This window comes from Leptolyngbya sp. CCNP1308 (genome assembly GCF_034932455.1).
Lineage (GTDB): Bacteria > Cyanobacteriota > Cyanobacteriia > Phormidesmidales > Phormidesmidaceae > Nodosilinea.
Genome location: NZ_JAYGIH010000073.1, coordinates 297,552 through 319,627, shown reverse-complemented (window position 1 = coordinate 319,627; position 22,076 = coordinate 297,552). Strand labels below are relative to the sequence as shown.

The window sequence follows — 22,076 nt, the reverse complement described above, 5'->3', positions numbered from 1 at the left end:
AGCGTGTCCACCCGTGGGACGGCTGGAAGACAAAAAATAGGCAAAAAAAAGGAGAGCTCAAACGGCTCTCCCTACCATCAGGGTGCATCTAGTACCATACTAGCCCAAAAAATGCATGGGGGGTGAGACCCCTTATTGAATTTCCTCTATAATTTTTCGCCCATCATTGATTTAGCTTTTGGCTGAGCAGTTGATTGCTCAATTTTGGATCCACTCTGCCGCCGCTGCGCTTCATAAGCTGGCCGACGAAGAAGCCCTGGAGCTTTTTCTTGCCGCCGCGATAGGCCTCAAGCTCTTCAGGATGGGCAGCTAGCACCTCATCGATCATCGCCTCAATCTGCGCTGGGTCAGAAATTTGACTCAGTCCCCGCGCTTCTACCATAGCTTTGGGTGAGCCACCCTGGGTCAGCAGCTCGGGCAGCAGGTCTTTACCAATTTTGTTGCTGATGGTGCCCGCTGCAATTAACTGCACTAGCTCGGCTAGGGCGCCAGGGGTGAGGGGCAGCGCATCAATAGAGACTCGCTCCGTGTTGAGATAGGCGGCGATGTCCTGGGTGATCCAGTTGGCGGTGAGTTTGGGGTCGGCACCAGCTGCCATGGCCGCTTCAAAATATTCTGTGATGGCGCGCTCGTCGCTCAGCACCCGGGCATCGTAGGGCGAGAGGTTAAACTCGGCCTCGTAACGGGTGCGTTTTTGAGCAGGCAGCTCGGGCAGTTCGGCCAGCCAGCTCTCTTTTTGCTCTACCGACACCACAATGGGCGGTAGGTCGGGTTCAGGAAAGTAGCGGTAGTCGCTGGAGCCTTCCTTGGAGCGCATACTCTTGGTGCGCTGGCCGCTTTCATCCCACAGGCGAGTTTCTTGAATAATTTTCTCGCCGCTCTGGTTGGCTTTAGTCTGCCGCTCAATTTCGTACTCGATCGCTTTTTGAATGGCGCTGAAGGAGTTCATATTTTTGATCTCCACCTTGGTGCCAAACTCCGCTTGGCCCACCGGGCGCACGGAGATGTTGACGTCGCAGCGCAGGGAACCCTCCTGCATGTTGCCGTCGCTAATGCCCAGGTAGCGCACAATGCGGCGCAGCTCCTGGGCATACTCAGCGGCTTCTTGGCCAGTGCGAATATCGGGTTCAGAGACAATTTCGATCAGGGGGACGCCAGCTCGGTTGTAGTCAACCAGAGAGTAGGTGGAGCCAGCCAGACTATCACTGCCCGCATGCACCAGCTTGCCCGCATCTTCTTCCATGTGCAGGCGGGTGATGCCGATGCGCTTGCGGGTGGCCTCTTTAGTTTTTTTGTCGATTAGCTCGATCTCAAGCCAGCCGTGCTCGGCAATGGGCAGGTCGAACTGAGAAATTTGGTAGTTTTTGGGCAGGTCAGGATAAAAATACTGCTTGCGATCGAACTTAGAGTAGGGCGCAATTTGGCAATTTAACGCTAGACCGGCCTTGACCGCATACTCCAGCACGCGCTGGTTGAGCACCGGCAGCACCCCCGGCATGCCCACCACAATCGGGTCAATGTAGGTGTTAGGGTCGGCCCCAAAGGCCGTAGAGGCTGGGGAGAAAATTTTGGTTTCGGTGCACAACTGACAGTGGGTTTCGAGACCGATAATGGCTTCGTACTGGGTTTTGGCGGGTGCCGCAGTGGTCATAAACCGCTCCAACGGGGAATGCATTCTTAGATTAACTATTGTAGCCCTGACCGGGTAGGTGGAGGGGGTGGGGAGTGGAGGGGGTAAGGGATTGTCCTGGGGGGATTGCGCTGAGAGAAGTGGGGGGTTAGGAATGCCTGTCCGACGATCTAGATGGGATGGGGATGGGGCTATATAAGCGAACCCAAGAGCATGCCGATGAGCAGCACAAAGCCAAGCTGGACATTCTGCCGAAAAATTTGCCCGTAGAGTTTGAGCGGTGGCTTGTAGCGGCTGATTAGGTGAGACTGGCGCGACCACGCAATTAGCGCCGCAGCTAGCCCTAGCCAGTAGGGAAACGCGAGGAACAGCAGCAGGCCCAGCCAAATTAAGAGCAGCCATGCGCCCAAGAAGCAGAAGCCAACGAATTGCGGGGTGTAGTCGCCGAAGAACAGAGCCGATGAGTTGACGCCCAGGCGGCGATCGTCGTCGCGATCGGGGATGGCATAGACGGTATCGAAGCTCAGAGTCCACAGCACCACGGCCAGCCAGAGAATCCACACGGGCAAATCTAAATTGTTGGTGACTGCCGCCCAGGGAATCAGCACCGCAAACCCCCAGGCGAGAGACAGCACTAGCTGGGGCACCGGAAACATGCGCTTTGCCAGGGGATAGAACAAAATAAACGGTACGGCCAGCACGCACAGCCAAAAGCTCAGGGCGTTGAGGTAGAGCGACAAACCGTAGGCGCAGAGCAGGGACACCAACAGTACCCCAATGCCCACCTGCACAGATAGATCGCGGGCGGCCAGGGGACGGCTGCGGGTGCGGGCCACGTGGGGGTCAATGTTGCGATCCCACAGGTCATTGACGACGCAGCCAGCGGCGCTAGTGGCCAGGGTGCCGAGAATAATAACGCCCACCAAAGGCAGGGGAGGTCTACCCTCGGCAGCTAGCACCACCGACCACAGGGCTGGAATCATCAAAATTAGTCGCCCGGTAGGCTTATCCCAGCGGAGCAGACGAATAATGGCATCTAGGGTGGAGGGTTCGGGACGGGTGGAAGGACTCGCCATAGTCGCCAACGATGATTGCATAGGTACATCTTCAGCATAGCGGCGGTTGAGCCTGGTCAAAGCGCTGGCAGTGGGGCACTAGACCGGTTAGGGCGATCGCTCTACACTGTAGATTTGCATGCCCTTAGCGGTTAGAAAGTCCAGCTTGATTGGCTCTGTTGAGGTCGCTCTGTTGTGCAGCAAGGCAGTGAAGCCGCCAGCCCCTAGCCCCGACTGGGGCCAAAGGCGATAGCAGGGAAAGGTGGCCAGCGGTGAAGCATGGTCGGCCAAAACGGGGACGTCTACTGCCTCGAACTGAGGAAACTTTTTGATTAGCCACTCTACGACCTGTTCGTTTTCGGCGGGGGAGAAGGTGCAGGTCATGTAGGCCAGGTAGCCGCCGCCTGCCACCGTTTGCGCGGCACTGGCCAGAATTCGCTTTTGGCGGCTGGCATTTTTCTTAATGTTGACGGGGTGAAAACAGCCGAGGGCCTGGTCGCCTTTGGCTAGGAGCGACTGGCCGCTACAGGGCGCATCGACCACCACCACTGAGGCGGCGTGGGGGAGGTGTTCGGCAAAGGTTTGAGGGTCGAGGTTAAACACCAGCGAGTCCGTCAAACCGCAGCGTTTGAGGTTAGCAATCAAGATTCTGACCCGTTTGCGGACGACCTCGTTGCACCAGAGATGAGTTGGCATTAGGGCTTTCCAGGCCAGCAGGCTTTTGCCCCCTGGGGCGGCGCAGAGATCGAGAACGGCTTCTGCTGGGGTTGCGACTGCGCTAAACACTGCCGCCGAGAACACCGAGGCCATATCCAGGCAGTAGTAGGCTCCGGCCTGGTGGAGGGCATGCTGACCGGGACGCTGGTCAGCGCTGAGGCGATCGACCCAGGTAGGCTGCCAGGGTAGGGGTAGGGCGATCGCAAAGGGCACTACCTCTGGCCGGGGCTGCATCCATACGATGGCGGCTGGAAACGGCTGAGGGTTGACCAGGGCCTCTATAAAGGCGTCGCGATCGCGCTCCTCAGCAAATAGCCGACGACTCAGTTTTAGCAGCAGGTTAGACGGTTCGCCCATAGGGCAGGATTATGCCACAGCCGGGGGGTAACCCTCTAGATACAGTCCTTGGTCTGCAAGTCTTTCACCAAAGCGATTGTCCTTAAGCCCTTCAATCGACAGCTCAATTTCTATCAAAAGAAGGACAAGTCCTAAGGAAGTAATGCCTGAAATAATCCAACACCAGCAGTACCCGGATCAGGCATTTTCCTACCTAGTCATCTGGGATATTACCCCTGTTTTGACTGATCCCTGATGAGTTTACGTTCGATAAAGTTTTTAGAATTAATCATCCCCATAATTGTGAATTCGCCTAAAGCAAATATGAAGAAAACCTAAAGGGCGTTTGATAATTTCAGCAGCCAAAGCCTTGTAGAGGCCAGATGTTTGGGCCTTAGGGTAGATGATGCCCAATTTTTCACGGGTGAAAATGTAGGAGTTATGTGCAGCTTTTAGGAAGCCACTATGAAATCAGCGCAGTGCCGGGTGTCATCTTGTAGTCGCTGCCGTTTCTATGCTCCGCAGGGTCGGCGAGGGGGGCAATGCAGTCAGCTGGGAGTGCCGGTAGAAAGCCGTTGGGTGCCGTGCTCCCTGGCTGTGCCCGTGTTTGCGCCACCCCTGGTGGTGATGAAGCCCCTAGACTTTTTGCCTCAACCCTTGGAGCTGAGCTTTCCTGAGGTGTCTCTAAAAGCTGCGCGGCTAGAAGCTGCGTTAGAGGCTCCTTCTGTACAAGGTCATCCAAACGACACTATCCAGCCTGCCCCTGCCCGGATTTGGCGCTGAGGCGGCGGCGGTCATGCTCTAAAATTTAGAGCGTGGATCTATGTCATCCCTCCCCATGAACAGTCGAGTTGTCTGGGTAGCCGACTTTAACGCAGTGGGCCAGAATCTAGAGGGTACTGGTTGTCTACAAGCTGCGATCGCCTGATGTCGCTACGCTACGCCATTGTCGGCGCTGGAGCGGTGGGCGGTTACTATGGTGCCCGTCTCCAGCAGGGCGGGGCTGAGGTGCACTTCTTGCTGCACCGCGATTATGACCATGTGGTAAGTCATGGTCTGGCGGTTGAGTCGATTGCGGGAGATTTTGCCCTGCCCCAGGTGCAGGCCCACCGCACTACCCCTACTATGCCAAACGTCGATGTGGTGGTGATTGGGCTCAAAACGACGCAAAATGCTCTGCTGGCAGACCTACTGCCGCCTCTTTTGGGACCAAAGACGGCTATTTTAACCCTGCAAAACGGCTTTGGGATTGAGGCTGAATTGGCGGCCTGGGTTGGCGATCGCCCCATTTTGGGCGGGCTGTGCATCATTTGCGCCAATAAGGTTGGCCCTGGCACCATTCGCCACCTCGACTACGGCAACCTGTTGCTGGGTCAGCATCACCCCGATCGCCAGCCTGCTGGAATTTCGCCCCTGCTAGAGCAGACTGTGCAAGACTTTGCAGCGGGCAGCATCGCTGTGGAAAAGGTGGAGGATCTGCGCCTGGCCCGATGGCGCAAGCTGATGTGGAATATTCCTTTCAACGGGCTGTCGGTGGTGATGAATGCCACCACTGCCGAAATGATGGCCGACCCCAGCATTCGCCAGTTGGCCGAGCAGCTAATGGAAGAGGTGCTAGAGGCGGCCCGGTGCGATGGGGATGCTCTTTCTCCCGGTCAAAACCGGCATTTGCCGCAGGCGTTAGTTGCCCAGATGTTGGCCCATACCGAGCAGATGACACCCTACCGCACCAGCATGAAGATTGACTTTGACGAGGGCCGCCCCCTGGAGGTAGAAGCCATCTACGGCAACGCTCTACAGGCCGCCCAGGCGGCGGGGGCAGCGGTGCCGAGAATTGAGATGCTGTATCACCTGCTGAAGGCGATCGATCGGCGGCAAGGGCAGGGGTAAGCGGGTGAGGCCGCAAGAAACGGGTGGTAGGGCAGGAAGGCGATCGGTAGATTGGGAACTGTAGTTGAACTGTGGCCGCTCGTCCTATGAACGCTGTAATGGAAACTGCAACCTACGACGATGAGACCTATGGGCAGATTGCTGAGGCGATCGCGTTTCTGCGCCAAAACCATCTCGACCAGCCCGACCTGGCTGCCGTAGCCCGCCATGTGCATCTCAGCGAGTACCACTTGCAGCGGCTGTTTACCCAGTGGGCGGGCATTAGCCCCAAGCGGTTTTTGCAAAGCCTAACGGTAGACTACGCCAAGGCCAAAATTGCCGAAACCAAAAGCCTGTTGGATTTGACTGGAGATGTGGGCCTGTCGAGTCCAGGTCGTTTGCACGATCTGTTTGTCACGCTAGAGGCCATGTCGCCGGGCGAGTTTAAGGCTGGAGGGGCGGGTTTGGAGATTCGCTACGGCATTCACACTACGCCGTTTGGGCCTTGTCTGCTAGCCAAGACCACTCGGGGCATCTGCAATCTACACTTTTTAGAGACGCCAGATCGGGCGACGGCGGAGCATCTGCTGCGGGCGGAGTGGCCAGGGGCAACCCTTGTGGCCGACCAGTCAGGAATGGCGGGAGAGTACAGGCGCATCTTCACCCCAGATCCCGATCGCCCCTTGGCGCTGGCAGTCAAAGGCACCAATTTTCAAATTCAGGTGTGGCGAGCGCTTTTGCAGATTCCCCTGGGTGGGCTGACGACGTACCAGGGCCTAGCGGGGGTGATCGGCCGACCTACGGCAGCGCGGGCGGTGGGCAATGCCGTGGGGCGCAACCCGGTGGGTTACCTGATCCCGTGCCATCGGGTGATTCGCGCCTCGGGGGAGGGGGGCGGCTACCGCTGGGGGACAGCGCGCAAGACCCTGCTGCTAGGCTGGGAAGCTGGCCAGACCCAGTCCCGCATCTAGGGGACCGCTCGCCAGCGATCGGTTCACCCCCAGCTAAAAAGAGCCCAGACGCCGATTAGAGCAATCTAGGCTCAGAACTCTAGGCTTAGCCTTTTAGCAGGGTTAGGGCTTACTCCGCCGAGTCTCCAGATTCGCCGGCCTCGGGGGCAGCGGCTACGGGCTCGACGAGGGTTTCGGCCTCGGCTTCGGCGGCTTTTTTGCGGTCTTCACGCTTCTTGCGATCGGCGGCCAGCATGTCTTTCATCACTTCCTGGGCCTGGGCAAACTTCTCCATATTGCTGCGGTAGAGTTCGACATCTTTTTGCAGCTTGTCGGGGGAGATGTTGAGCTTGCCGGCTAGGTCTTTGAAGAGGGTTTCAACGTCTGCCTTTTCTTTGAGGGCTTCAGCCGGGGCCACGGCTTCTACTAGGGTGTAAAGGCCAATGCCAAAGGGGCGGCTGTACTTAAATTTCTCTCGGTGGGCGATCGCCGCCAGGGTGCCACGCAGGCCGTCGCCGCCATCGCCGAGGTTCTCAAATTGCCCCTTGAGATCGTCTAAAGACATGCCGTTAACGGAGGCTTTGACCGCTTCGGCCTCGCCACGGTAGTGCTCTGGGGTGCTGTTGATAGAGCGGCATAGGCCGTTGAAGATAGAGTCTTTATCTCTCTCAGGCTCGTAACCGACCATGAAGCGATCGAAGGTGGTAACAATGCCCAGGGCGTAGATCGGGTCGTAGATAAAATCGGCATTGACCGAAAGCAGGTGCATTTCGACCATTAACTCGTCTACCACGCGCCGGTAGATGGAGTTAATCGGGCGAGTGTGGTGGGAGTAAAAGTCGCGCTTGGCGTCAGATACCGTGCGTACGGGTGCGTTGTTCACAGCCTAGGGTTCAAATATTACAGTTTCTATATTCTATTGTCTCGCGTGACTGTGCCTTTGCCAACCTACCCACCCAAAGGTGGGGATCAACGGACTTTCAGCTTTTTGCGAACTTTGGCGGTGGTGCGCTGCAGCCAGAGCCGGGCGAGACGAGGTTTAGTGAGGTCGGGGATGTCGGCGGGGTGCTTGGCGCGGTGGTCGAAAAATTGGTTGATGTCTGACAAGATCACCTCCAGCCGAGGAATCAGGGCATCGGCGCGGTAGGGAGCGAGATCTGCCAAGGTCATGGCTAGGGGGGTGGGGGTTTGCAGGGCGGTGAGGATGCGATCGCAGTCATACCCCGTCGAGTACACCCCAATCTTGTAGCAGTTGAACCCTGGATCCAAGTAATCCGCCAATGCCCCGTTGATGCTGGTAAATACTTGGCAACCGCAGGCCATCGCCTCCATGGGCGGTAAGCCAAACCCCTCGCTCACCCGGCTCAGCGCCCAATATTCTGCCGAGTCGTAGAGAAAGACTTTGCTGCGGTTAAACAGCACCGACAGGTCATCCACAAACCCGGTCAGCGTGACTACGTTACAACGGCTATCCAGAGCTGGGATAAGCTGATTCAGTAGGTAATCCGACGACTTGCGTACCTGCACTAGCACGTCGATATCCCTGGGCTGTTGCTGGTTGGTGAACTCGGGCGAAATGTGGTTAGGCAGGTAAAAAATCAGCCCGTTCGGTCGTTTTTGCCCCCAGTAGCCCATCGAGTTGCGGCTGACGGTGACGATGGGAATATCGCCCGGCAAATTAAACCCGTAGCCGCTGCTGTGGGCATGGTAGACCACCGGGTAGCCCCACAGCCGCTTCACCAGCCGAGGGATGTGAAACCCCCAGCTAATTACAAAAATGCTGTTGTCGAGATTGGGCTGCTGGAGCAGGTCATCCAAAAATAGGGTGTCGGGCTCACGCTGGTCGTAGGTGACCACCTCGGCGGAGCAGACTTGCTGGGCTAGCTTGAGGGTCTTGAGCTCGGCAAACAGCCCGCCGCAGTGGTAGCGCTTGCCCGTACCCGGCACAAGAAAATAGAGGTGGCGCATAGGGTTAGCGATAGATGGCTCATCCCATAAGCATCATGCTGTCTGGGGGGTGTTTTGTCCAAGGTCGTACAGAAATTCTGGGGCGAAGTCTGCACCGTTGGGCCATTCGATGGTGTTGGTTTCGGGGTTGAGAAAGACCTGTCGAAAAAAATTAACGTCTTTAAGAGGTTCAAAGATCTCTCCGTAAAGCTCCTTAGCTAGGTCAACTTCTCGAACAGCGTGATCATTAAATATAAGCCTCAGCTTGTAAGCTTCTAAATAGTCGATATTCACAACATGAAGAAACATAATAAAGTCCACCTATTGCAGAGGTTGAATTTCATTTAGAGCCTTCCTTTGTCTAGCAAGCTCCCAATTGGCCATGAGTTCTGCCTGGTGAAGATCCAGCCACTCTAGCACCATGCTCAAAGCGCGTTTTGACATTCTTCCCTCAACTGTACCTGTCTCAATTTCAACAATTATTTCCTGATTTTGGTAGCGAGCATGAAAGTGTGGAGGTTGGTGATCGTTATAGTTCATGAAAACAACAATCCCATAAAATCGGCTAATTGTTGGCATTCTGCCCGTTCCCTATGGCCCCAAAAATAATTCTTTAAACAGCCTGAACGCGGCTAAACTCGCCGACCTCCCGCAGGGCGTCTAAAAAGGCATAGAGCGCGGGGGTGTGCAGGGCGTCTTTGAGAATGGTGGCCCCGATCGGGCGCGAGATGGGAAACGGCATTGGGACAATCTGCACGTCGGGGGGCACAGGTTCGGCGGCGAGGCGGGGCAGAATGGCGATGCCCAGGCCCTGCTGCACCATGGCCACCATCGATGAGTCGTGGCGAATGCAGTAGGCAATTTCGAGGGGATGTTCTTGGGCACCCAGTACGGTGCGAATGCGCAGGCCGCAGCTGCTGTGGCTAGAGCCAATGATGGGCATCTGGCGCATGTCATCGACGCTGAGCTGGCCGCTTTTGGGGCGATAGCCGGGGGGGAGCAGGGCGACATAGTCGTCGTCAAAGATATGCAGGCTTTCGACATCGTCGCTGTCGATGGTTTCGGCGACGCAGAGGTCAACTTCGCCTTTGGCCAGTGCCTGCTTGAGCTGGTGTACTTCATCCATTTCGTGGACGCTGATGGTGATGGTGGGGTAGCGGCGGTGCAGGCGGGCGATCGCCCCTGGCAGCACATGGGTCGCCACGCTGCGAAACGATGCAATTCGCAGGCTGCCGCCCTGGACGCCCCGCGCCTGGTTGGCCTCGCTGCCAATGGTGTCGAGCAGGCCCAGCATGGCGCGGGCGTGGGCGGTGATGCGATCGCCCACCGGGGTCAGCCGCGCCCCGTGACGACCGCGCTGCAATAGGGTAATACCCAGCTCGTCTTCTAGGGTGGCGATCGCATGGCTAATGGTCGATTGCGTCACATCCAGCGCCAGGGCCGCTTCGCTGAAGTTGCCGCACTCGGCGATCGCCACTAAAGCCCGTAGCTGCGAAAGCTTGATCTTGCTCAGGTTCATGGTTCATCCACCACACCTAAAGGCTCACTCCAGGCTAGCGGGTAGGGTTAGGAGCGACCCATCGATTTTTTGCATAGATCCCATTCACGTCATGCTTTGTTACAAACTGACGCCCCGGATAGATTGAGTACATCAGCAGCGGTAGCCCTCGGGGCCAGTTGCCATCACGCTCAGGACAGCAACCCTGACTGTCAGGCTCAGCCTTTGCATTCTGACCCTTTGCATTTGTGCTCGGCCCCTGGTTTCCAGGGCTGACAGAGTTCTTTGGCACAGCACCGACCGACCCGCTGTAATCACCACAGATGAGACGTACCATGAACAGCACCACCCGTACCACCAACTCAGAACTCAATCGGCAGCGCCAGCGCCTCGAAACCCTGGTACAGCCGACCCCGCGTGCCCTAGGCCTAAGCCAGGTGTTTCGCTCCCTGGGCGATCGCCTGCTGAACTTCTTCACCGGCACCGAAGAACTGCGCATTTGGCAGAGCACCCGCAATGGTCATCAGGTCTGGTTTGCCCACGACCCCATTACCAACCGCACGCGCTCATTTTATTCTGAGCAAGACGTGCGCCAGTGGCTCGACAATCGCTACTACGAATAGTCGGCGTTATTGCCATCGATAACCATGATGGACTACCCCGCCGCAGAGGCAGAGGCAGAGGCGCGATGTCAGCCCTGCCACCAAAACCACCAGGGCAGCAAACCCGAGCTTAGGCCGGTCTTGCTGCCCTGTTTGATACTTGTTTACCAGCCGCCTTCGCCGTTGCCTTGGCTGCGCAAGTACTGACTAAACTGGCTGACGCTCAGGGGGCGGGCAAAGAAGAAGCCCTGGCCATATTCACAGCCCAGCTGGGTGAGGGATTCTAGCTGAGGAAACTGCTCGATGCCTTCGGCGATCACCTGGATATTGAGGTGGGTGGCGAGGTGAATGATGGTTTCGACGATGCCGTACTGCTGGGGGCTGTGGTGAATGTTGGCGATGAAGCTGCGATCAATTTTGAGAATATCTACCGGCAGCTGTTGCAGGTAGCCGAGGGAGGAGTAGCCGGTGCCAAAGTCGTCAATGCTGAGACGAATGCCGCGATCGCGCAGGGTTTGAATCATCGGCACCACCTGCTCAGGGTTTTGAATCACGACGGTTTCGGTGATTTCGAGCTTGAGGTTGGCGGCGGGTAGGCCACTGTCGCCCAGGGCGCTATCGACCTGGGCCAGAAAGTCGGGCTGGGCAAACTGAAGGGCCGAGAGGTTGACGCTGACCACGGCATCGGCGTTGATTAGGCTGCGCCGCCGCCAGCGCTGCATTTGGGTGCAGGCTTCCCTCAGCACCCAGCCCCCAATCGCCGCCATCATGCCCGTGTTTTCGGCAATGGCAAGAAAATCGTCGGGAAACAGCAGCCCCCGGGCGGGGTGCAGCCAACGCAGCAGCGCCTCGCAGCCCATCAGCTGCTGGCTGGTGAGGTTGACAATGGGCTGGTAGTGAAGCTGAAATTCTTGCCGCTCTAGGGCCAGCCTCAGGGCGGTTTCAATCTGGAGCGAGCGGCGCACATTGAGGTGCATGCCCGGCTCAAATAGGGCGTAGCCCTGGTTGTTAATTTTGGCCTGGTACATGGCGGTGTCGGCGTCGCGCAGCAGCTCGTCGGGGTGGTGGTAGTGGGGGCTGCCAATGACGATGCCAATGCTGGTGTTGGTAAAGAGCTGATGCTCTTGAATGTGCAGCGCCTCAGCAAACCGCTGGCGAATGCGCTGGGCTACGGCGATCGCATCCTCTGTTTGGTCGAGGGTCGTCAGCAGAATGGTGAACTCGTCGCCGCCAAACCGCGCCACTACGTCGGTGGGGCGCACGCATTCCTGCACGATGGTGGCCACCCGCTTCAGCAGCTCATCCCCCACCCAGTGGCCAAAGGAGTCGTTGATTAGCTTGAAGCGATCGCAGTCTAAAAACAGCACCGCGTACAGCTCCGGCTCGGGCTGGCCAAACTGCTCGCCCAGGTGAATCAAGAACTGGCGGCGGTTGGGCAGCCCGGTGAGCGGGTCGTGCAGCGCCTCGTAGGCCAGCTGGTGCTGGGCCTGCTGCCGCTCGGCAATCTGCTCTTGAAGCGATCGGTTGAGCTGCTCTAGCTGCCGCGTGCGCACCTGCACCTGGTTTTCTAGATTGTCGTTGAGCCGCCGCAGCTCGGCTTCCATGTGCTGGCGGTAGGTGATGTCTTCGATCAGCACAATCGCCCCCTGGGGCCAGTCGGCGGAGGTGTTGGCATTGACAGTCAGGGACTCTAGCCGCAGCTCGTACCAGCGATCGCCCCGCTGGCGCAGCTGGTGGGTTACAGCCTGGCCGCCACAGACCCGCTCCCATAGCTGCTCCCAGGCTTCGGCCTCAAACCAGTCGGGCGGCAGGGCCAAGGCTAGGCGATCGCCCGCCGCCAGGCCTAACCACTCGGTAGCTAATGGATTGGCAAACCACAGGGTGCCATCCGCCGCCGCCGCCACCAGACCCAGGGGCAGGCTGCGGGCAATGGCCGCCTGAATCGCCTGCGATCGCCCTAGCTGCTCGGTCAGCTCGACGAGTTGGGTCAGATCTGAGGGGCGATCGCCTGGCTTCAGGTCAGGCTGATCGAGGGCAGTTAGGGGGCTTGGGGGCTCGGGCAGCAGCACCTCAGGCGGGTGACGATGCTGCAACGCCGTCGTCATCTGCCGCAGCCAGCGGGTTTGCCGCAGCCACTGCTGGCCCAAGGAAAGCCCGCCCACCGTACTCAACAGCAGCCCTGGCCCGACCACCGGCAGCCACAGATTGGCCCCCAGCAGCCCTAGAGCCACCCCCCACCAGCCTGTCACCAGCGTGCCCACCAGGGCGCTCTGCCGCCAGAGCGATGCACGCGGCGTTCCGTTCTGAAATCGCTGCTGTAGCCTGAGGCTAAGCCCCAACCCCAGGAGAATTGCTGCGGCCCAGCCCCCGGGCGCTGGCATCAGCCAGCGCTGGCCCAGCAGGTTATCCACCAGGGCACCGTGCAAATACACCCCGCTGGCCGGCGGGTCGGCATTGAAGGGCGTCACCCAGTCATCGAGCCCTAGGGCCGTGGCCCCAATCAGCACCACTTTGCCTTCCAATGCCTGGGGCGGCACCCGACCCTCCAGCACCTCCACAAACGAGTAGGTGGTCAGCGTCTCGGTTGCACCGGGCCAGTTCACCCACAGGGGGCGATCTGGGGGCGGCAGAGAAACGGCCTGCTGGGTCAGGCTCAGGGCTTCTGCGGTGGCAATGGCCAGGGCGGGCTGGCGACCCACCATCGGTTCAACGCTGTGGATGTGGCCGCCCTGGTGGCGCTGCAAAATATGGCCGCTGGCCAGGGCCGCCTCGGCCAGGGGTTGGGTTGGCCCCAGAGGCCGTCCGTCGCGATCCCAGGCAGAGGCCAGCAGTACGGCGGGGTGGGCGGCGATCGCCTCGGCAAACATCTCGTCGTCTGGGCTGGGCTCGCTAAACAATAGGTCAAACACCACCACCTGGGGCGGAGCCTGTTGCAGCCGTTGCATCAGCTCAGCGTAGCGGCGACGGGGCCAGGGAAACGCCCCCAACGCGGCTAAACTGGGTTCGTCAATGGCAATGAGCACCACCTGATTGGCCCAGGGGCGCTGCCCCCGCAGCCGAAAGCGCAGCCCATACTCGGCCTGCACCAGGGGCAGCAGCAGGCCCAGCGCACTCAAACTCGCCACTATGAGGCTGGCGAGGCTTAAGGACAGCAGCGATTCTAACCCCTGCCTAGATCGGTTAGAGAAGATAAATCGCATGGACTTCCTGGCGGCCAAGGGGAGTGATCACTACAACCTCGACTCGCAACCGGGCCGTCGCCACCCGTGTCAGGCGAAATTCACCCTGGCGATCGACTAGCTGGGGCGCGCCATCGACAAATACAGTATTGACCGGATCGACCCGGCCCGTGAGCGTCACAACGCGGGTGTTGTTTTCAAAGGTGACGACACGCTCATATTCCAGACCGGGGTCATCCCGCAGGGGCACCGGCTCGGTGGGGGGCTCGCCGGGCCAGATCAGGTTTTGGTAGCCCCCAGGTACCGGCACGGCGGCTCCGGCGGCGCTGGTCTCTACCGCTCCCGTGAGGGTGGCGATGCCGGTTTTACCATCCTCCTGTACGCTGACGCCAAACTCGGTGCCGCGCACGCCGCTGATGCCAGCGGGGGTTTCAATCTCAAACTCAGATCCCTCATGGGTAAAGCGACGCAGCTGGGTGCGCACCTGCCCTCGCGCCACGTTGAGGTGGGTGATGCGACCGCCATCGGCGGCCATTTCTAGGGTGCGAATGCGCAGCTCGGTGCGCTCAGAAACCTGCAACGATCCGACGTCGGTATCCACATCTAAGACGGCGGTCGATCGCGACCCCGTCCGCAGCCCATCCCCTACTTCGCTGAGGCGATCGCCCGACCGGGCCGGGGCGGTGCTGCGAGGGCGCAGGATTGTCACCTCGCCCTGCATCTCGCGCACCGACAGCCCCCGCTCTACCCGGATGGGCAGCGCCTGTGTAGCAAAAGACACGGTCAGTACCGCAATAATACTGACTCCCCCTAACGCTAGCTTTCGCTGCCATCGGTGAGGCCTGCTGAGGACATCGGCCATGGGCTGTGGTAGATGAATGATCATGTGTATTATTTACCATGATCTGGATTGGCGCACACTGGCCTGCGTAGTAATTCTTCAGCCTTTATGCGTATTTCTTGGGGTGTTGGCCGAAGTATTTTGAGCTAGCGGAAATCTTAATCTTTGGTGCGGTTTGGCTACTATCCCCAAACCTAGGCCAGCGCCCCAAAATGCTGGGTAGGTCATCGGCAGAGCGCTGTAGCAATTATTACACTCCTGCTATCGGCAAGGCGGATCGCTTAACGCGGCTTAAACGGTGCGGCTCTGAAGTAGCGCCACGGTCTGGGCCGAGGCCACCACCTGGTCATACCAGGCATTGGCTAGCTTTTCAGTAAACTGAGCCGACTGCACCCAGTACAGCACCAGCTGTTCCCGCAGGTGCTCAAACAGGTGGGGATAGTGGGTTTCAATCCATTCGGTCTTAAAGGCCATCCAGTTCATTACAACCTGGGGGGTAACTTCGGGGTGAAACTGTAGGCCATAGATATGGCTGCCGATGCGAAAAGCCTGGTTTTTGCAGACGTTGTTGGTGAGCAGCAGCGTTGCTCCGGCGGGCAGATCAAAGGTGTCAAAATGCCACTGCATCATCGGCATTCCGGGGGGGTAGTCTTGGAGCCAGGGCTCTTCAGCGGCGGCGGTCGGAAACAGCGGCGTAAACCCCAGTTCTGGAACGCCGTTTTGGTACACCCGGCTGCCAAAGGCTCGGGCAATTAGCTGGGCACCCAGGCAAATGCCCAGCACTGGCTTGCCCTGTCGGTGAAAGTCGAGAATTAGCTCAACCACTCGCGCCAGGTGGGGAAAGTTTTCGTCTTCGCAGGCGTTCATCGAGCCGCCGAGCACAATCATGCCGTCGTAGTGGCCGTGGGGTGGGGTCAGGCTCTGGGGCACGAGCCAGGTGTGTAGCCAAGCACCTTTGACCTCTAAATATCGACCCAAAATACCGACGGGGTCAGCTTCGACATGTTGAACAACCAGAATATCCATGGATGAGGCCCAGCCTTCAAATAGATGCTCGGGGTTAAATCTTCTTTTTCAGGAATTTTAGGCGTCAAGCTTTGCCTAGATGCCCCCAGGGAGCGGGCTTGAAACTTGTTATATCAAGTTATCTCAGAATTTTTCGAGATTGGCAAATAATTCTCTCAAAGTTATGACCTTTGTCCTATTAGGGATGGGGAGGCGATCGCGGTCAGTCTTAGTCTAGGGCGTAGGGGCGATCGCTAACCGCCAAACCAATATTCTGGCTCGGCGGCTGGCGATCGCTATTGACAATGGGCTATCTACGGTCGGCTACAGCAGGCCGGCGGTGCTGTCAGTCCGGCGCGGGTCATTGGTGCTGCGGTCAGCGTCAACCCGACGATCAGAGTCGTTAGAGACAGTGGACTCTAGCCGATGCCAGGCGTCTTGGATGGCGTGCTTGGCTTTTTCCCAGCCGAGGCGACCGTTGTGACGGCGTTCGTAGTCTTGCCGCAGGTGGGGCTCGGCCTGGCTAAAGGTCATACCCTGGCCAGCGTAGGTGTTGTAGCCTTCGTAGCCTGTGCGGTAGGCAGGGCTGTAGTCATCGTATTCATAATTTGCCTCGCGGTAGGGACGAGAGGCAAAATTAGTCCGCCAGTAGTCGTCTTCCGCTTTGTAGCGAGAGGCATTGCTGTCAACGCGAGTCCAGGCGTCGCGGCTGGCGTGGCGAGCTTTATCCCAACTGAGGCGGTTGCCGCTGTGCTGGCGTTCATAGTCTTCTCGCAGCCGAGGTTCGGCATCGTCGTAGGTCAGCCCCTGCTGGGCGTAGTTGCTGTAGCCCTCGTAGCCGGTGCGATAGGCGGGGCTGTAGTCGTCGTAGCTATAGTCAGACTCCACGTAGTCCCGTTTTTTGTAATTTTCGCGCCAGTAGTTATCTTCTACGGTGGGGTCGGCTTTCTCGGCGACGCCTTTGCCCGCTAAGCCACCTGCCACTGCGCCCACGGCAGCGCCGACAACAGCCCCTACTGGCCCGCCAAGCACACCGCCCACGGCAGTGCCGACAACGCCTAGCCCAGCTGCGCCAACGCCAGTGCCAACGGGGTGGGCACCGGGCTGTCCAGTAATCGGATCAGGATTGGCATCGGGATTGTGATCTGAGTTTTTATCGCTTTTCATGGTGTCGAAATTCCATATTTAAAGAGCAGCGCTCTGTGCGGGTTAACCACAAATGTCAAATGGCTCGCACCTGACGCTGCCTACACCCTACGAACGTTTAAGGTGAAACAAGTCGGCAGGACGGCAGAGTTTGATCTATGCAACCGGAGGGAGTTAGGGCCGTATCTACAGCTACAAAAGCGACTTCGTCAGCCTGTTTTACTAGGCTGAAACGTCCGGAGTCGTTCTATGGTCGGCATGTTAACCCAGGTGCAGAGCCTGGCAGAAAGGGCCAAGGCCCTCGGCATCAAGTTTTTTTTAGTGTCCTATACCGACCTGCTGGGGGGAACGCGGGCCAAGCTTGTGCCCGCCTCCCAAATTGCGGGGGTAGAAAAAGACGGTGCCTTTTTCTGCTCCTTTGCCTCGAACCTGGGGCTGGGGCCAGAGGCGGCAGAAATTGCCGTGGTGCCCGACCCCAGCTCGCTGATTCAGCTGCCCTGGGAGCCGACGGTGGGCTGGGTGGCCAGTGACGTGTACTTTGAGGGCGAACCCTTCCCCGCCGCGCCCCGGATGATGCTTAACCGCGTGATCGACCAGGCGGCGGCCCTGGGCTACACCCACAAAACCGGGGTTGAAGCCGAGTTCTTTTTGCTGCGGCAAACCGAGACAGGCTATGCGATCGCCGACCCCAAAGACACCGCCGAGCGCCCCTGCTACGACCAGATCAACCTGATGCGCCAGTTTGATCTGATTTCCACGGTCGTCACCTATATGGAAGACCTGGGCTGGGAGCCCTACCAATGCGACCACGAAGATGCCAACGGCCAGTTTGAGCTGAACTGGGCCTACAGCGATGCGCGGACGACCTGCGATCGCCATGTCTTCTTCAAATACATGGTCAAAACCCTGGCCGAGCAGCGAGGCTTCATCGCCACCTTTATGCCCAAGCCCTTTAGCCACATCACCGGCAACGGTGGCCACGTCCACAACAGCCTGTGGCAGGGCGATACCAACGTCTTTGCCGAAGGGGCCGACGCAGGCGGCCTTTCGCCCGTTGGCTACAACTTTTTGGGCGGTGTCTTGGCCCACGGCAAAGGCCTCACGGCCCTCTGTGCCCCCACGGTCAACTCCTATCGCCGGTTGGGGGCCAGCACCACCACCTCCGGCAGCACCTGGAGCCCCCGCTACATTTCCTACGGCGGCAACAACCGCTCCCACCTGATTCGTATTCCCGACCGGGGCCGATTTGAGTGCCGCATGATCGACGGTGCCGTCAACCTCTACCTCGCCACCGCCGGAATCTTGGCGGCTGGGCTAGAGGGCATCAAGCAGCAGCTTGACCCCGGCCAGCGCATCGACGAAAACCTGTTTGCCCGGGGCGACGAATTCCCCAACCTGCAAACCCTGCCTTACAACCTCTACGAGGCCATGGCAGCCCTCAAGCAAGATGCCCTGCTAATGGACATGATGGGAGCACTCGGGGCTAAAACCTTCCTAGAAATGAAGGCAAAGGAATGGAACGCCTTCAACGCCCAAATTACCGCCTGGGAAATGGATCAGTACGTGAATATCTAGAGACATCACCAGGGCAAACAGCTGTTTGCCCTGGTGATGTCTCTAGACAGGAATGATCTGTGGGTAGCCAAGTCAAATGGTGGGCAATGCCCACCCTACGGTGCCCTAGGTCAATCGCAGCGCAGAACAGATTGATTTGCAAAACAAAGGTTTAAACCGATGATCGGTAACTCCTTTCCGTTGAGTCCAGGGCGGCGGAACGGCCCTGGATGAGGGGGCCTGGGGGCAATCGGAACGCCCCCAGCGGCAGATTTGGCTTTAACCCAAGATTCTTGTGGGCATGCAGAGTTTTTAGCCCAAGACAATGGTGCATCGCTGCGCGGATGCACCCTCGGTTCCCGGTTTTAAGGACGTAAATTCTGAATGGCTTCTACTATTCACACCTACAATTTCCCCACCCGCATTCGCTTTGGGCCAGGGGCGCGGGCCGAACTCACCGCTGAACTCACCGCCTTAGGAATTCAGCGCGTCCTGATCGTGACCGATAAAGATGTTGCCCAACTCCCCTGGTTTCCAGATTTAGAAGCCTCCCTTGCAGACTTTGATGCGGCTACCTTTAGCGGGGTTTGGGGCAATCCCGTCGTCTCCCAAGTTAAAGCTGGGTTGGATGCTTGGCAGGCCCACGGGGCCGACGGCATTGTAGCGGTGGGCGGCGGCGCGCCGATGGATGTAGCGAAGGCGATCGCCCTCATGGCCAACCACCCCGGCCACCTCTTTGACTACGAAGACGGCAACAGCACCCGCCCTATCGATCAGCCGATTCTCCCTATTGTCGCGCTCCCTACCACGGCGGGCACTGGCAGCGAAGTGGGTCGCAGCACGGTGATTTCGGACGATGACACCCACGCTAAAAAGATTATGTTTGACCCCCAGCTCTTGCCCCAGGTGGTGCTGGCTGACCCCGAACTACTGCTGGGGCTACCGACCAAAATCACCGCCGCTACGGGTATGGATGCGCTCACTCATTTGGTTGAGGCGTTTCTGGCCAAGGGCTTTAACCCGCTGTGCGACGGCATTGCGCTGGAGGGGATTCACCTGGTGGCGCAGAATTTGAAGGCCTGTGTGGACTTTGCTCAGCGGCTGCGGGAGGGGGAGAGCTTTGGCGAGGCGACGGCTGCGGCGCACTTGGCGGCACGGGGGGGGATGCTGAATGCGTCGATGATGGGGGCGATCGCATTTCAAAAGGGGCTCGGCGTCACCCACTCCTGCGCCCACGCGCTGTCTACGGTGTATGACACCCACCATGGCTTGGCCAATGGCATCATGCTGCCTGCGGCGATGCGGTTTAACCTGTCGGCAGCGCCCGATCGCTTTCTGCGGATGGCGCGGGTGGTGCAGCCGGAGGCCACTGATGGGCAAGCGTTTGTCGATTGGCTTGTGGCGCTATCGGAGTCGATTGGGATTCCGACTTCATTGGGGGCTTTGGGGGTGACGTCCGACGGGCTGGGGCCGCTGGTGTCGGTGGCGATCAAGGATGGCTGTCATCCGTTGAACCCTAAACCTGTTACAGAGAAGGATTTCTACGCTATCTATCAAGATGCGTTTTAACCATCCTGTAGGGCGCATAACGCTAAAGCGAGGCTCTGCCAATGCACAGCGATGCAATGTCTGAGCGAGTTCTCTGCTGCGGCGCACAATCTGGGTCGATAGCCAGATCTACTGCTGGGGCCATTTCGCTGGCCCCAGACCCCCATCGAGAAGGACGTTCCGCCGTCCTTCACCTCACGGAAAGGATAAGCCGATCATCGGTTTAAACCTCTGTTCTGCCAAGTGACTTGTTCTTCTCTGCAATTGGTCTAAGCAACCGTAGGGTGGGCACTGCCCACCATTCACTCCAGGCCAAAACCGACAGTCTTCAAGGTCAAAATCTCACGTCCATTGCTCAATACCCAATCTCTCGAAAGATCGCGTTTGCTATGGCTGACCTGCTCTCGATCATCAACCCTGCTACCGAGGCATTGATTAAAGAAATTTTGGTGGATGATGGCGCCGCCGTCGCCGAAAAATATGCCAGAGCGCGGGCGGCGCAGCCAGAGTGGGCGGTACTGCCTCTGGCCGATCGCACCTCGCCCATTCTGCAATTTCGAGCATTGTTAATTGAGCGGGTAGACGCGTTGGCGGCGCTGCTCACCTCCGAGACGGGCAAGCCGATCGCCCAGGCCCGTAGCGAAATTCTGGCGGTGCCGAGTCGGATCGACTTCTTTGTGGAGCATGCCGCTAGGGTGCTAGCCCCAGAGCGGGTTTATTCCGAGCCAGTGGAGGCGCTGCCGGGAATGGGGACGCTGGAGGAGGTAATTGGCTACGAGCCGCTGGGGGTGATCGCGAATATTTCGGCCTGGAACTATCCCTATTTTGTTGGGGGTAACGTGTTCATTCCGGCGCTGCTGATGGGCAATGCGGTGTTGTACAAGCCGTCGGAGTTTGCCACGCTGACCGGGGGGGCGATCGCAGCCCTCCTCCACGAATCCGGCATTCCCCAAGACATCTTCATGGCTATCATCGGTACCGGACTGACCGGAGCCGCCCTGCTGGATCAGCCTATCGACGGCGTTTTCTTCACGGGCTCCTACGCGACGGGGCAGAAAATTGCCGTGGCCGCTGCTCCTAAGCTAATTCGTGTGCAGCTAGAGCTGGGCGGCAAAGACCCGGCCTACGTCTGCGCCGATGCCAATGTGGCAACAGCGGCGGCAGGTTTGGCCGATGGCGCGTTCTACAACAATGGCCAGAGCTGCTGCGCGGTGGAGCGCATCTATGTCCATACCGATATCTATGACGAATTTTTAGCAGCGTTCATGGAGACAGTGCGAGGCTTTACCCTAGGCGACCCCGCTGCTGCGGAAACCTACCTTGGCCCGGTGAGCCGCCAGCCCCAGCTGGATGTCTTAGCGGATCAAGTGGCGGATGCTGTAGCTAAGGGTGCTACGCTGCGCTGCGGCGGGCAGCAGCTCGATCGCCCCGGCTGGTACTTTGCCCCCACGGTGCTCACCGAGGTCAACCACACCATGACTGTTATGCAAGAGGAGACCTTTGGCCCGGTAATTGGCATTCAGCGCGTTTCTAGCGATGAGGAAGCCGTAGCGCTGATGCAAGATACTCCTTATGGATTGACGGCGGCGGTGTACGGGACGGATCGAGAGCGGGCTGTGGGGATCTTGCGCCAGATCAAGACGGGGAGCGCGTATTGGAACTGCTGCGATCGCGTTAGCCCCCGCCTGCCCTGGAGTGGACGGGGCCACTCGGGCCTGGGCACCACCCTCTCGGTGGCGGGGCTTTCTACCTTTTTGCAGCCCCGCGCCTGGCATTTGCGAGCGGAGTAGGGTTCGGCTCCAACCCCATCAGCGGGCGGCTATCCGCCACGGAGCAACCAGGGGGTTCCGTGGCACCATAAAGCCATCGCATTCAACCGTTGGCCCATGAGTTCCCCAGTTCAGTCTTTCTACACTTGGTACAAAACCACCCTCGAAAATCCTAAATATCGCTGGATTATGGTGGGCGCGACTCTGCTGTACCTGCTCAGCCCCATCGACATTCTTCCCGACTTCATCCCCGTGTTGGGTGTGGTTGACGACGCTGTAGTGGCCTCTATGTTTATCGGGGCGCTGTCGCAGATTGTGCTGGCTGGGTTGACCAATAGACGGCAGTCGGGTCTGCGGGCCGACACCCCCGACGCGGCCCACACCACGGTAGATGTCAACTTTGACTAGCCCGCGATCGCAGCTCTCCAAA

At 58.6% G+C, this 22,076-nt stretch carries 20 protein-coding genes; 8 read left to right on the top strand and 12 right to left on the bottom strand.

Features of this window, described 5'->3' with window-relative positions:
- Positions 1 to 163 precede the first annotated feature (163 nt).
- The 3 genes from gatB to VB780_RS18165 form a co-directional block, all read right to left on the bottom strand.
- Positions 164 to 1,651: an Asp-tRNA(Asn)/Glu-tRNA(Gln) amidotransferase subunit GatB gene (gene gatB / locus VB780_RS18175; RefSeq protein ID WP_323352590.1), complete on the bottom strand. Its 1,488-nt coding sequence runs from the start codon at positions 1,649 to 1,651 to the stop codon at positions 164 to 166.
- A gap of 170 nt (positions 1,652 to 1,821) precedes the next feature.
- Complete coding sequence (locus VB780_RS18170; protein WP_323352589.1) at positions 1,822 to 2,706, bottom strand: 4-hydroxybenzoate solanesyltransferase; 885 nt, start codon at positions 2,704 to 2,706, stop codon at positions 1,822 to 1,824.
- An 87-nt stretch (positions 2,707 to 2,793) separates the two neighbouring features.
- Complete coding sequence (locus tag VB780_RS18165; protein ID WP_323352588.1) at positions 2,794 to 3,759, bottom strand: RsmB/NOP family class I SAM-dependent RNA methyltransferase; 966 nt, start codon at positions 3,757 to 3,759, stop codon at positions 2,794 to 2,796.
- Between the two features lie 444 nt (positions 3,760 to 4,203).
- On the opposite strand from VB780_RS18165, the gene VB780_RS18160 reads away from it, so the two are divergent.
- The 3 genes from VB780_RS18160 (at position 4,204) to VB780_RS18150 (ending at position 6,578) form a co-directional block, all read left to right on the top strand.
- Entirely contained in the window at positions 4,204 to 4,521 is a 318-nt protein-coding gene (locus tag VB780_RS18160) for a hypothetical protein (RefSeq protein ID WP_323352587.1), read from the top strand.
- 120 nt (positions 4,522 to 4,641) lie between these two features.
- Positions 4,642 to 5,628: a putative 2-dehydropantoate 2-reductase gene (locus tag VB780_RS18155; protein ID WP_323352586.1), complete on the top strand. Its 987-nt coding sequence runs from the start codon at positions 4,642 to 4,644 to the stop codon at positions 5,626 to 5,628.
- Positions 5,629 to 5,726: 98 nt separating this feature from the next.
- Positions 5,727 to 6,578, top strand: a complete 852-nt coding sequence (locus VB780_RS18150; RefSeq protein WP_323352585.1) for a methylated-DNA--[protein]-cysteine S-methyltransferase — start codon at positions 5,727 to 5,729, stop codon at positions 6,576 to 6,578.
- 109 nt (positions 6,579 to 6,687) lie between these two features.
- On the opposite strand, the gene psb29 is transcribed toward VB780_RS18150, so the two are convergent.
- From psb29 to VB780_RS18125, 5 genes are all read right to left on the bottom strand, one after another.
- Complete coding sequence (gene psb29 / locus VB780_RS18145) at positions 6,688 to 7,440, bottom strand: photosystem II biogenesis protein Psp29 (protein WP_323352584.1); 753 nt, start codon at positions 7,438 to 7,440, stop codon at positions 6,688 to 6,690.
- An 86-nt stretch (positions 7,441 to 7,526) separates the two neighbouring features.
- Positions 7,527 to 8,525, bottom strand: coding sequence for a glycosyltransferase (locus tag VB780_RS18140; RefSeq protein ID WP_323352583.1), 999 nt, complete (start codon positions 8,523 to 8,525; stop codon positions 7,527 to 7,529).
- Between the two features lie 33 nt (positions 8,526 to 8,558).
- Positions 8,559 to 8,813: a DUF2442 domain-containing protein gene (locus tag VB780_RS18135; protein ID WP_323352582.1), complete on the bottom strand. Its 255-nt coding sequence runs from the start codon at positions 8,811 to 8,813 to the stop codon at positions 8,559 to 8,561.
- 12 nt (positions 8,814 to 8,825) lie between these two features.
- Positions 8,826 to 9,083, bottom strand: a complete 258-nt coding sequence (locus tag VB780_RS18130) for a DUF4160 domain-containing protein (RefSeq protein ID WP_323352581.1) — start codon at positions 9,081 to 9,083, stop codon at positions 8,826 to 8,828.
- Positions 9,084 to 9,117: 34 nt separating this feature from the next.
- Positions 9,118 to 10,023: a LysR family transcriptional regulator gene (locus tag VB780_RS18125; protein ID WP_323352580.1), complete on the bottom strand. Its 906-nt coding sequence runs from the start codon at positions 10,021 to 10,023 to the stop codon at positions 9,118 to 9,120.
- Between the two features lie 314 nt (positions 10,024 to 10,337).
- On the opposite strand from VB780_RS18125, the gene VB780_RS18120 reads away from it, so the two are divergent.
- On the top strand, positions 10,338 to 10,625 hold the full coding sequence (locus VB780_RS18120) for a hypothetical protein (protein ID WP_323352579.1): 288 nt from the start codon (positions 10,338 to 10,340) through the stop codon (positions 10,623 to 10,625).
- A 143-nt stretch (positions 10,626 to 10,768) separates the two neighbouring features.
- Here VB780_RS18120 and VB780_RS18115 read toward each other — a convergent pair whose 3' ends face one another.
- The 4 genes from VB780_RS18115 to VB780_RS18100 all read right to left on the bottom strand — a co-directional run bounded on the left by VB780_RS18115 (position 10,769) and on the right by VB780_RS18100 (position 16,796).
- Positions 10,769 to 13,729: an EAL domain-containing protein gene (locus VB780_RS18115; RefSeq protein WP_323352578.1), complete on the bottom strand. Its 2,961-nt coding sequence runs from the start codon at positions 13,727 to 13,729 to the stop codon at positions 10,769 to 10,771.
- Between the two features lie 55 nt (positions 13,730 to 13,784).
- Positions 13,785 to 14,564, bottom strand: coding sequence for a FecR family protein (locus VB780_RS18110; RefSeq protein WP_323352577.1), 780 nt, complete (start codon positions 14,562 to 14,564; stop codon positions 13,785 to 13,787).
- A 351-nt stretch (positions 14,565 to 14,915) separates the two neighbouring features.
- A complete protein-coding gene (locus VB780_RS18105; RefSeq protein ID WP_323352576.1) occupies positions 14,916 to 15,650 on the bottom strand; it encodes a type 1 glutamine amidotransferase in 735 nt (244 codons plus the stop codon).
- Positions 15,651 to 15,953: 303 nt separating this feature from the next.
- Positions 15,954 to 16,796 (bottom strand): hypothetical protein, encoded by an 843-nt coding sequence (locus VB780_RS18100; protein WP_323352575.1) that lies wholly within the window; start codon positions 16,794 to 16,796, stop codon positions 15,954 to 15,956.
- A 228-nt stretch (positions 16,797 to 17,024) separates the two neighbouring features.
- On the opposite strand from VB780_RS18100, the gene glnT reads away from it, so the two are divergent.
- The 4 genes from glnT (at position 17,025) to VB780_RS18080 (ending at position 22,054) form a co-directional block, all read left to right on the top strand.
- Entirely contained in the window at positions 17,025 to 18,350 is a 1,326-nt protein-coding gene (glnT, locus tag VB780_RS18095; protein ID WP_323352574.1) for a type III glutamate--ammonia ligase, read from the top strand.
- Positions 18,351 to 18,713: 363 nt separating this feature from the next.
- On the top strand, positions 18,714 to 19,898 hold the full coding sequence (locus VB780_RS18090; protein ID WP_323352573.1) for an iron-containing alcohol dehydrogenase: 1,185 nt from the start codon (positions 18,714 to 18,716) through the stop codon (positions 19,896 to 19,898).
- Between the two features lie 368 nt (positions 19,899 to 20,266).
- Positions 20,267 to 21,667 carry an aldehyde dehydrogenase family protein gene (locus VB780_RS18085; RefSeq protein WP_323352572.1) on the top strand — a complete coding sequence of 467 codons (1,401 nt, stop codon included), beginning with the start codon at positions 20,267 to 20,269 and terminating at the stop codon, positions 21,665 to 21,667.
- 96 nt (positions 21,668 to 21,763) lie between these two features.
- Positions 21,764 to 22,054 carry a YkvA family protein gene (locus VB780_RS18080; RefSeq protein WP_323352571.1) on the top strand — a complete coding sequence of 97 codons (291 nt, stop codon included), beginning with the start codon at positions 21,764 to 21,766 and terminating at the stop codon, positions 22,052 to 22,054.
- The last annotated feature ends 22 nt before the right edge of the window (positions 22,055 to 22,076 follow it).

Excerpts from the sequence above, each read along its gene's own strand:
- gatB (WP_323352590.1), bottom strand. The coding sequence starts at position 1,651 with ATGACCACTGCGGCACCCGCCAAAACCCAGTACGAAGCCATTATCGGT.
- VB780_RS18170 (WP_323352589.1), bottom strand. The coding sequence starts at position 2,706 with ATGGCGAGTCCTTCCACCCGTCCCGAACCCTCCACCCTAGATGCCATT.
- VB780_RS18165 (WP_323352588.1), bottom strand. The coding sequence starts at position 3,759 with ATGGGCGAACCGTCTAACCTGCTGCTAAAACTGAGTCGTCGGCTATTT.
- VB780_RS18160 (WP_323352587.1), top strand. The coding sequence starts at position 4,204 with ATGAAATCAGCGCAGTGCCGGGTGTCATCTTGTAGTCGCTGCCGTTTC.
- VB780_RS18150 (WP_323352585.1), top strand. The coding sequence starts at position 5,727 with ATGGAAACTGCAACCTACGACGATGAGACCTATGGGCAGATTGCTGAG.
- VB780_RS18140 (WP_323352583.1), bottom strand. The coding sequence starts at position 8,525 with ATGCGCCACCTCTATTTTCTTGTGCCGGGTACGGGCAAGCGCTACCAC.
- VB780_RS18135 (WP_323352582.1), bottom strand. The coding sequence starts at position 8,813 with ATGTTTCTTCATGTTGTGAATATCGACTATTTAGAAGCTTACAAGCTG.
- VB780_RS18130 (WP_323352581.1), bottom strand. The coding sequence starts at position 9,083 with ATGCCAACAATTAGCCGATTTTATGGGATTGTTGTTTTCATGAACTAT.
- VB780_RS18125 (WP_323352580.1), bottom strand. The coding sequence starts at position 10,023 with ATGAACCTGAGCAAGATCAAGCTTTCGCAGCTACGGGCTTTAGTGGCG.
- VB780_RS18120 (WP_323352579.1), top strand. The coding sequence starts at position 10,338 with ATGAACAGCACCACCCGTACCACCAACTCAGAACTCAATCGGCAGCGC.
- VB780_RS18105 (WP_323352576.1), bottom strand. The coding sequence starts at position 15,650 with ATGGATATTCTGGTTGTTCAACATGTCGAAGCTGACCCCGTCGGTATT.
- VB780_RS18100 (WP_323352575.1), bottom strand. The coding sequence starts at position 16,796 with ATGAAAAGCGATAAAAACTCAGATCACAATCCCGATGCCAATCCTGAT.
- glnT (WP_323352574.1), top strand. The coding sequence starts at position 17,025 with ATGGTCGGCATGTTAACCCAGGTGCAGAGCCTGGCAGAAAGGGCCAAG.
- VB780_RS18090 (WP_323352573.1), top strand. The coding sequence starts at position 18,714 with ATGGCTTCTACTATTCACACCTACAATTTCCCCACCCGCATTCGCTTT.
- VB780_RS18085 (WP_323352572.1), top strand. The coding sequence starts at position 20,267 with ATGGCTGACCTGCTCTCGATCATCAACCCTGCTACCGAGGCATTGATT.
- VB780_RS18080 (WP_323352571.1), top strand. The coding sequence starts at position 21,764 with ATGAGTTCCCCAGTTCAGTCTTTCTACACTTGGTACAAAACCACCCTC.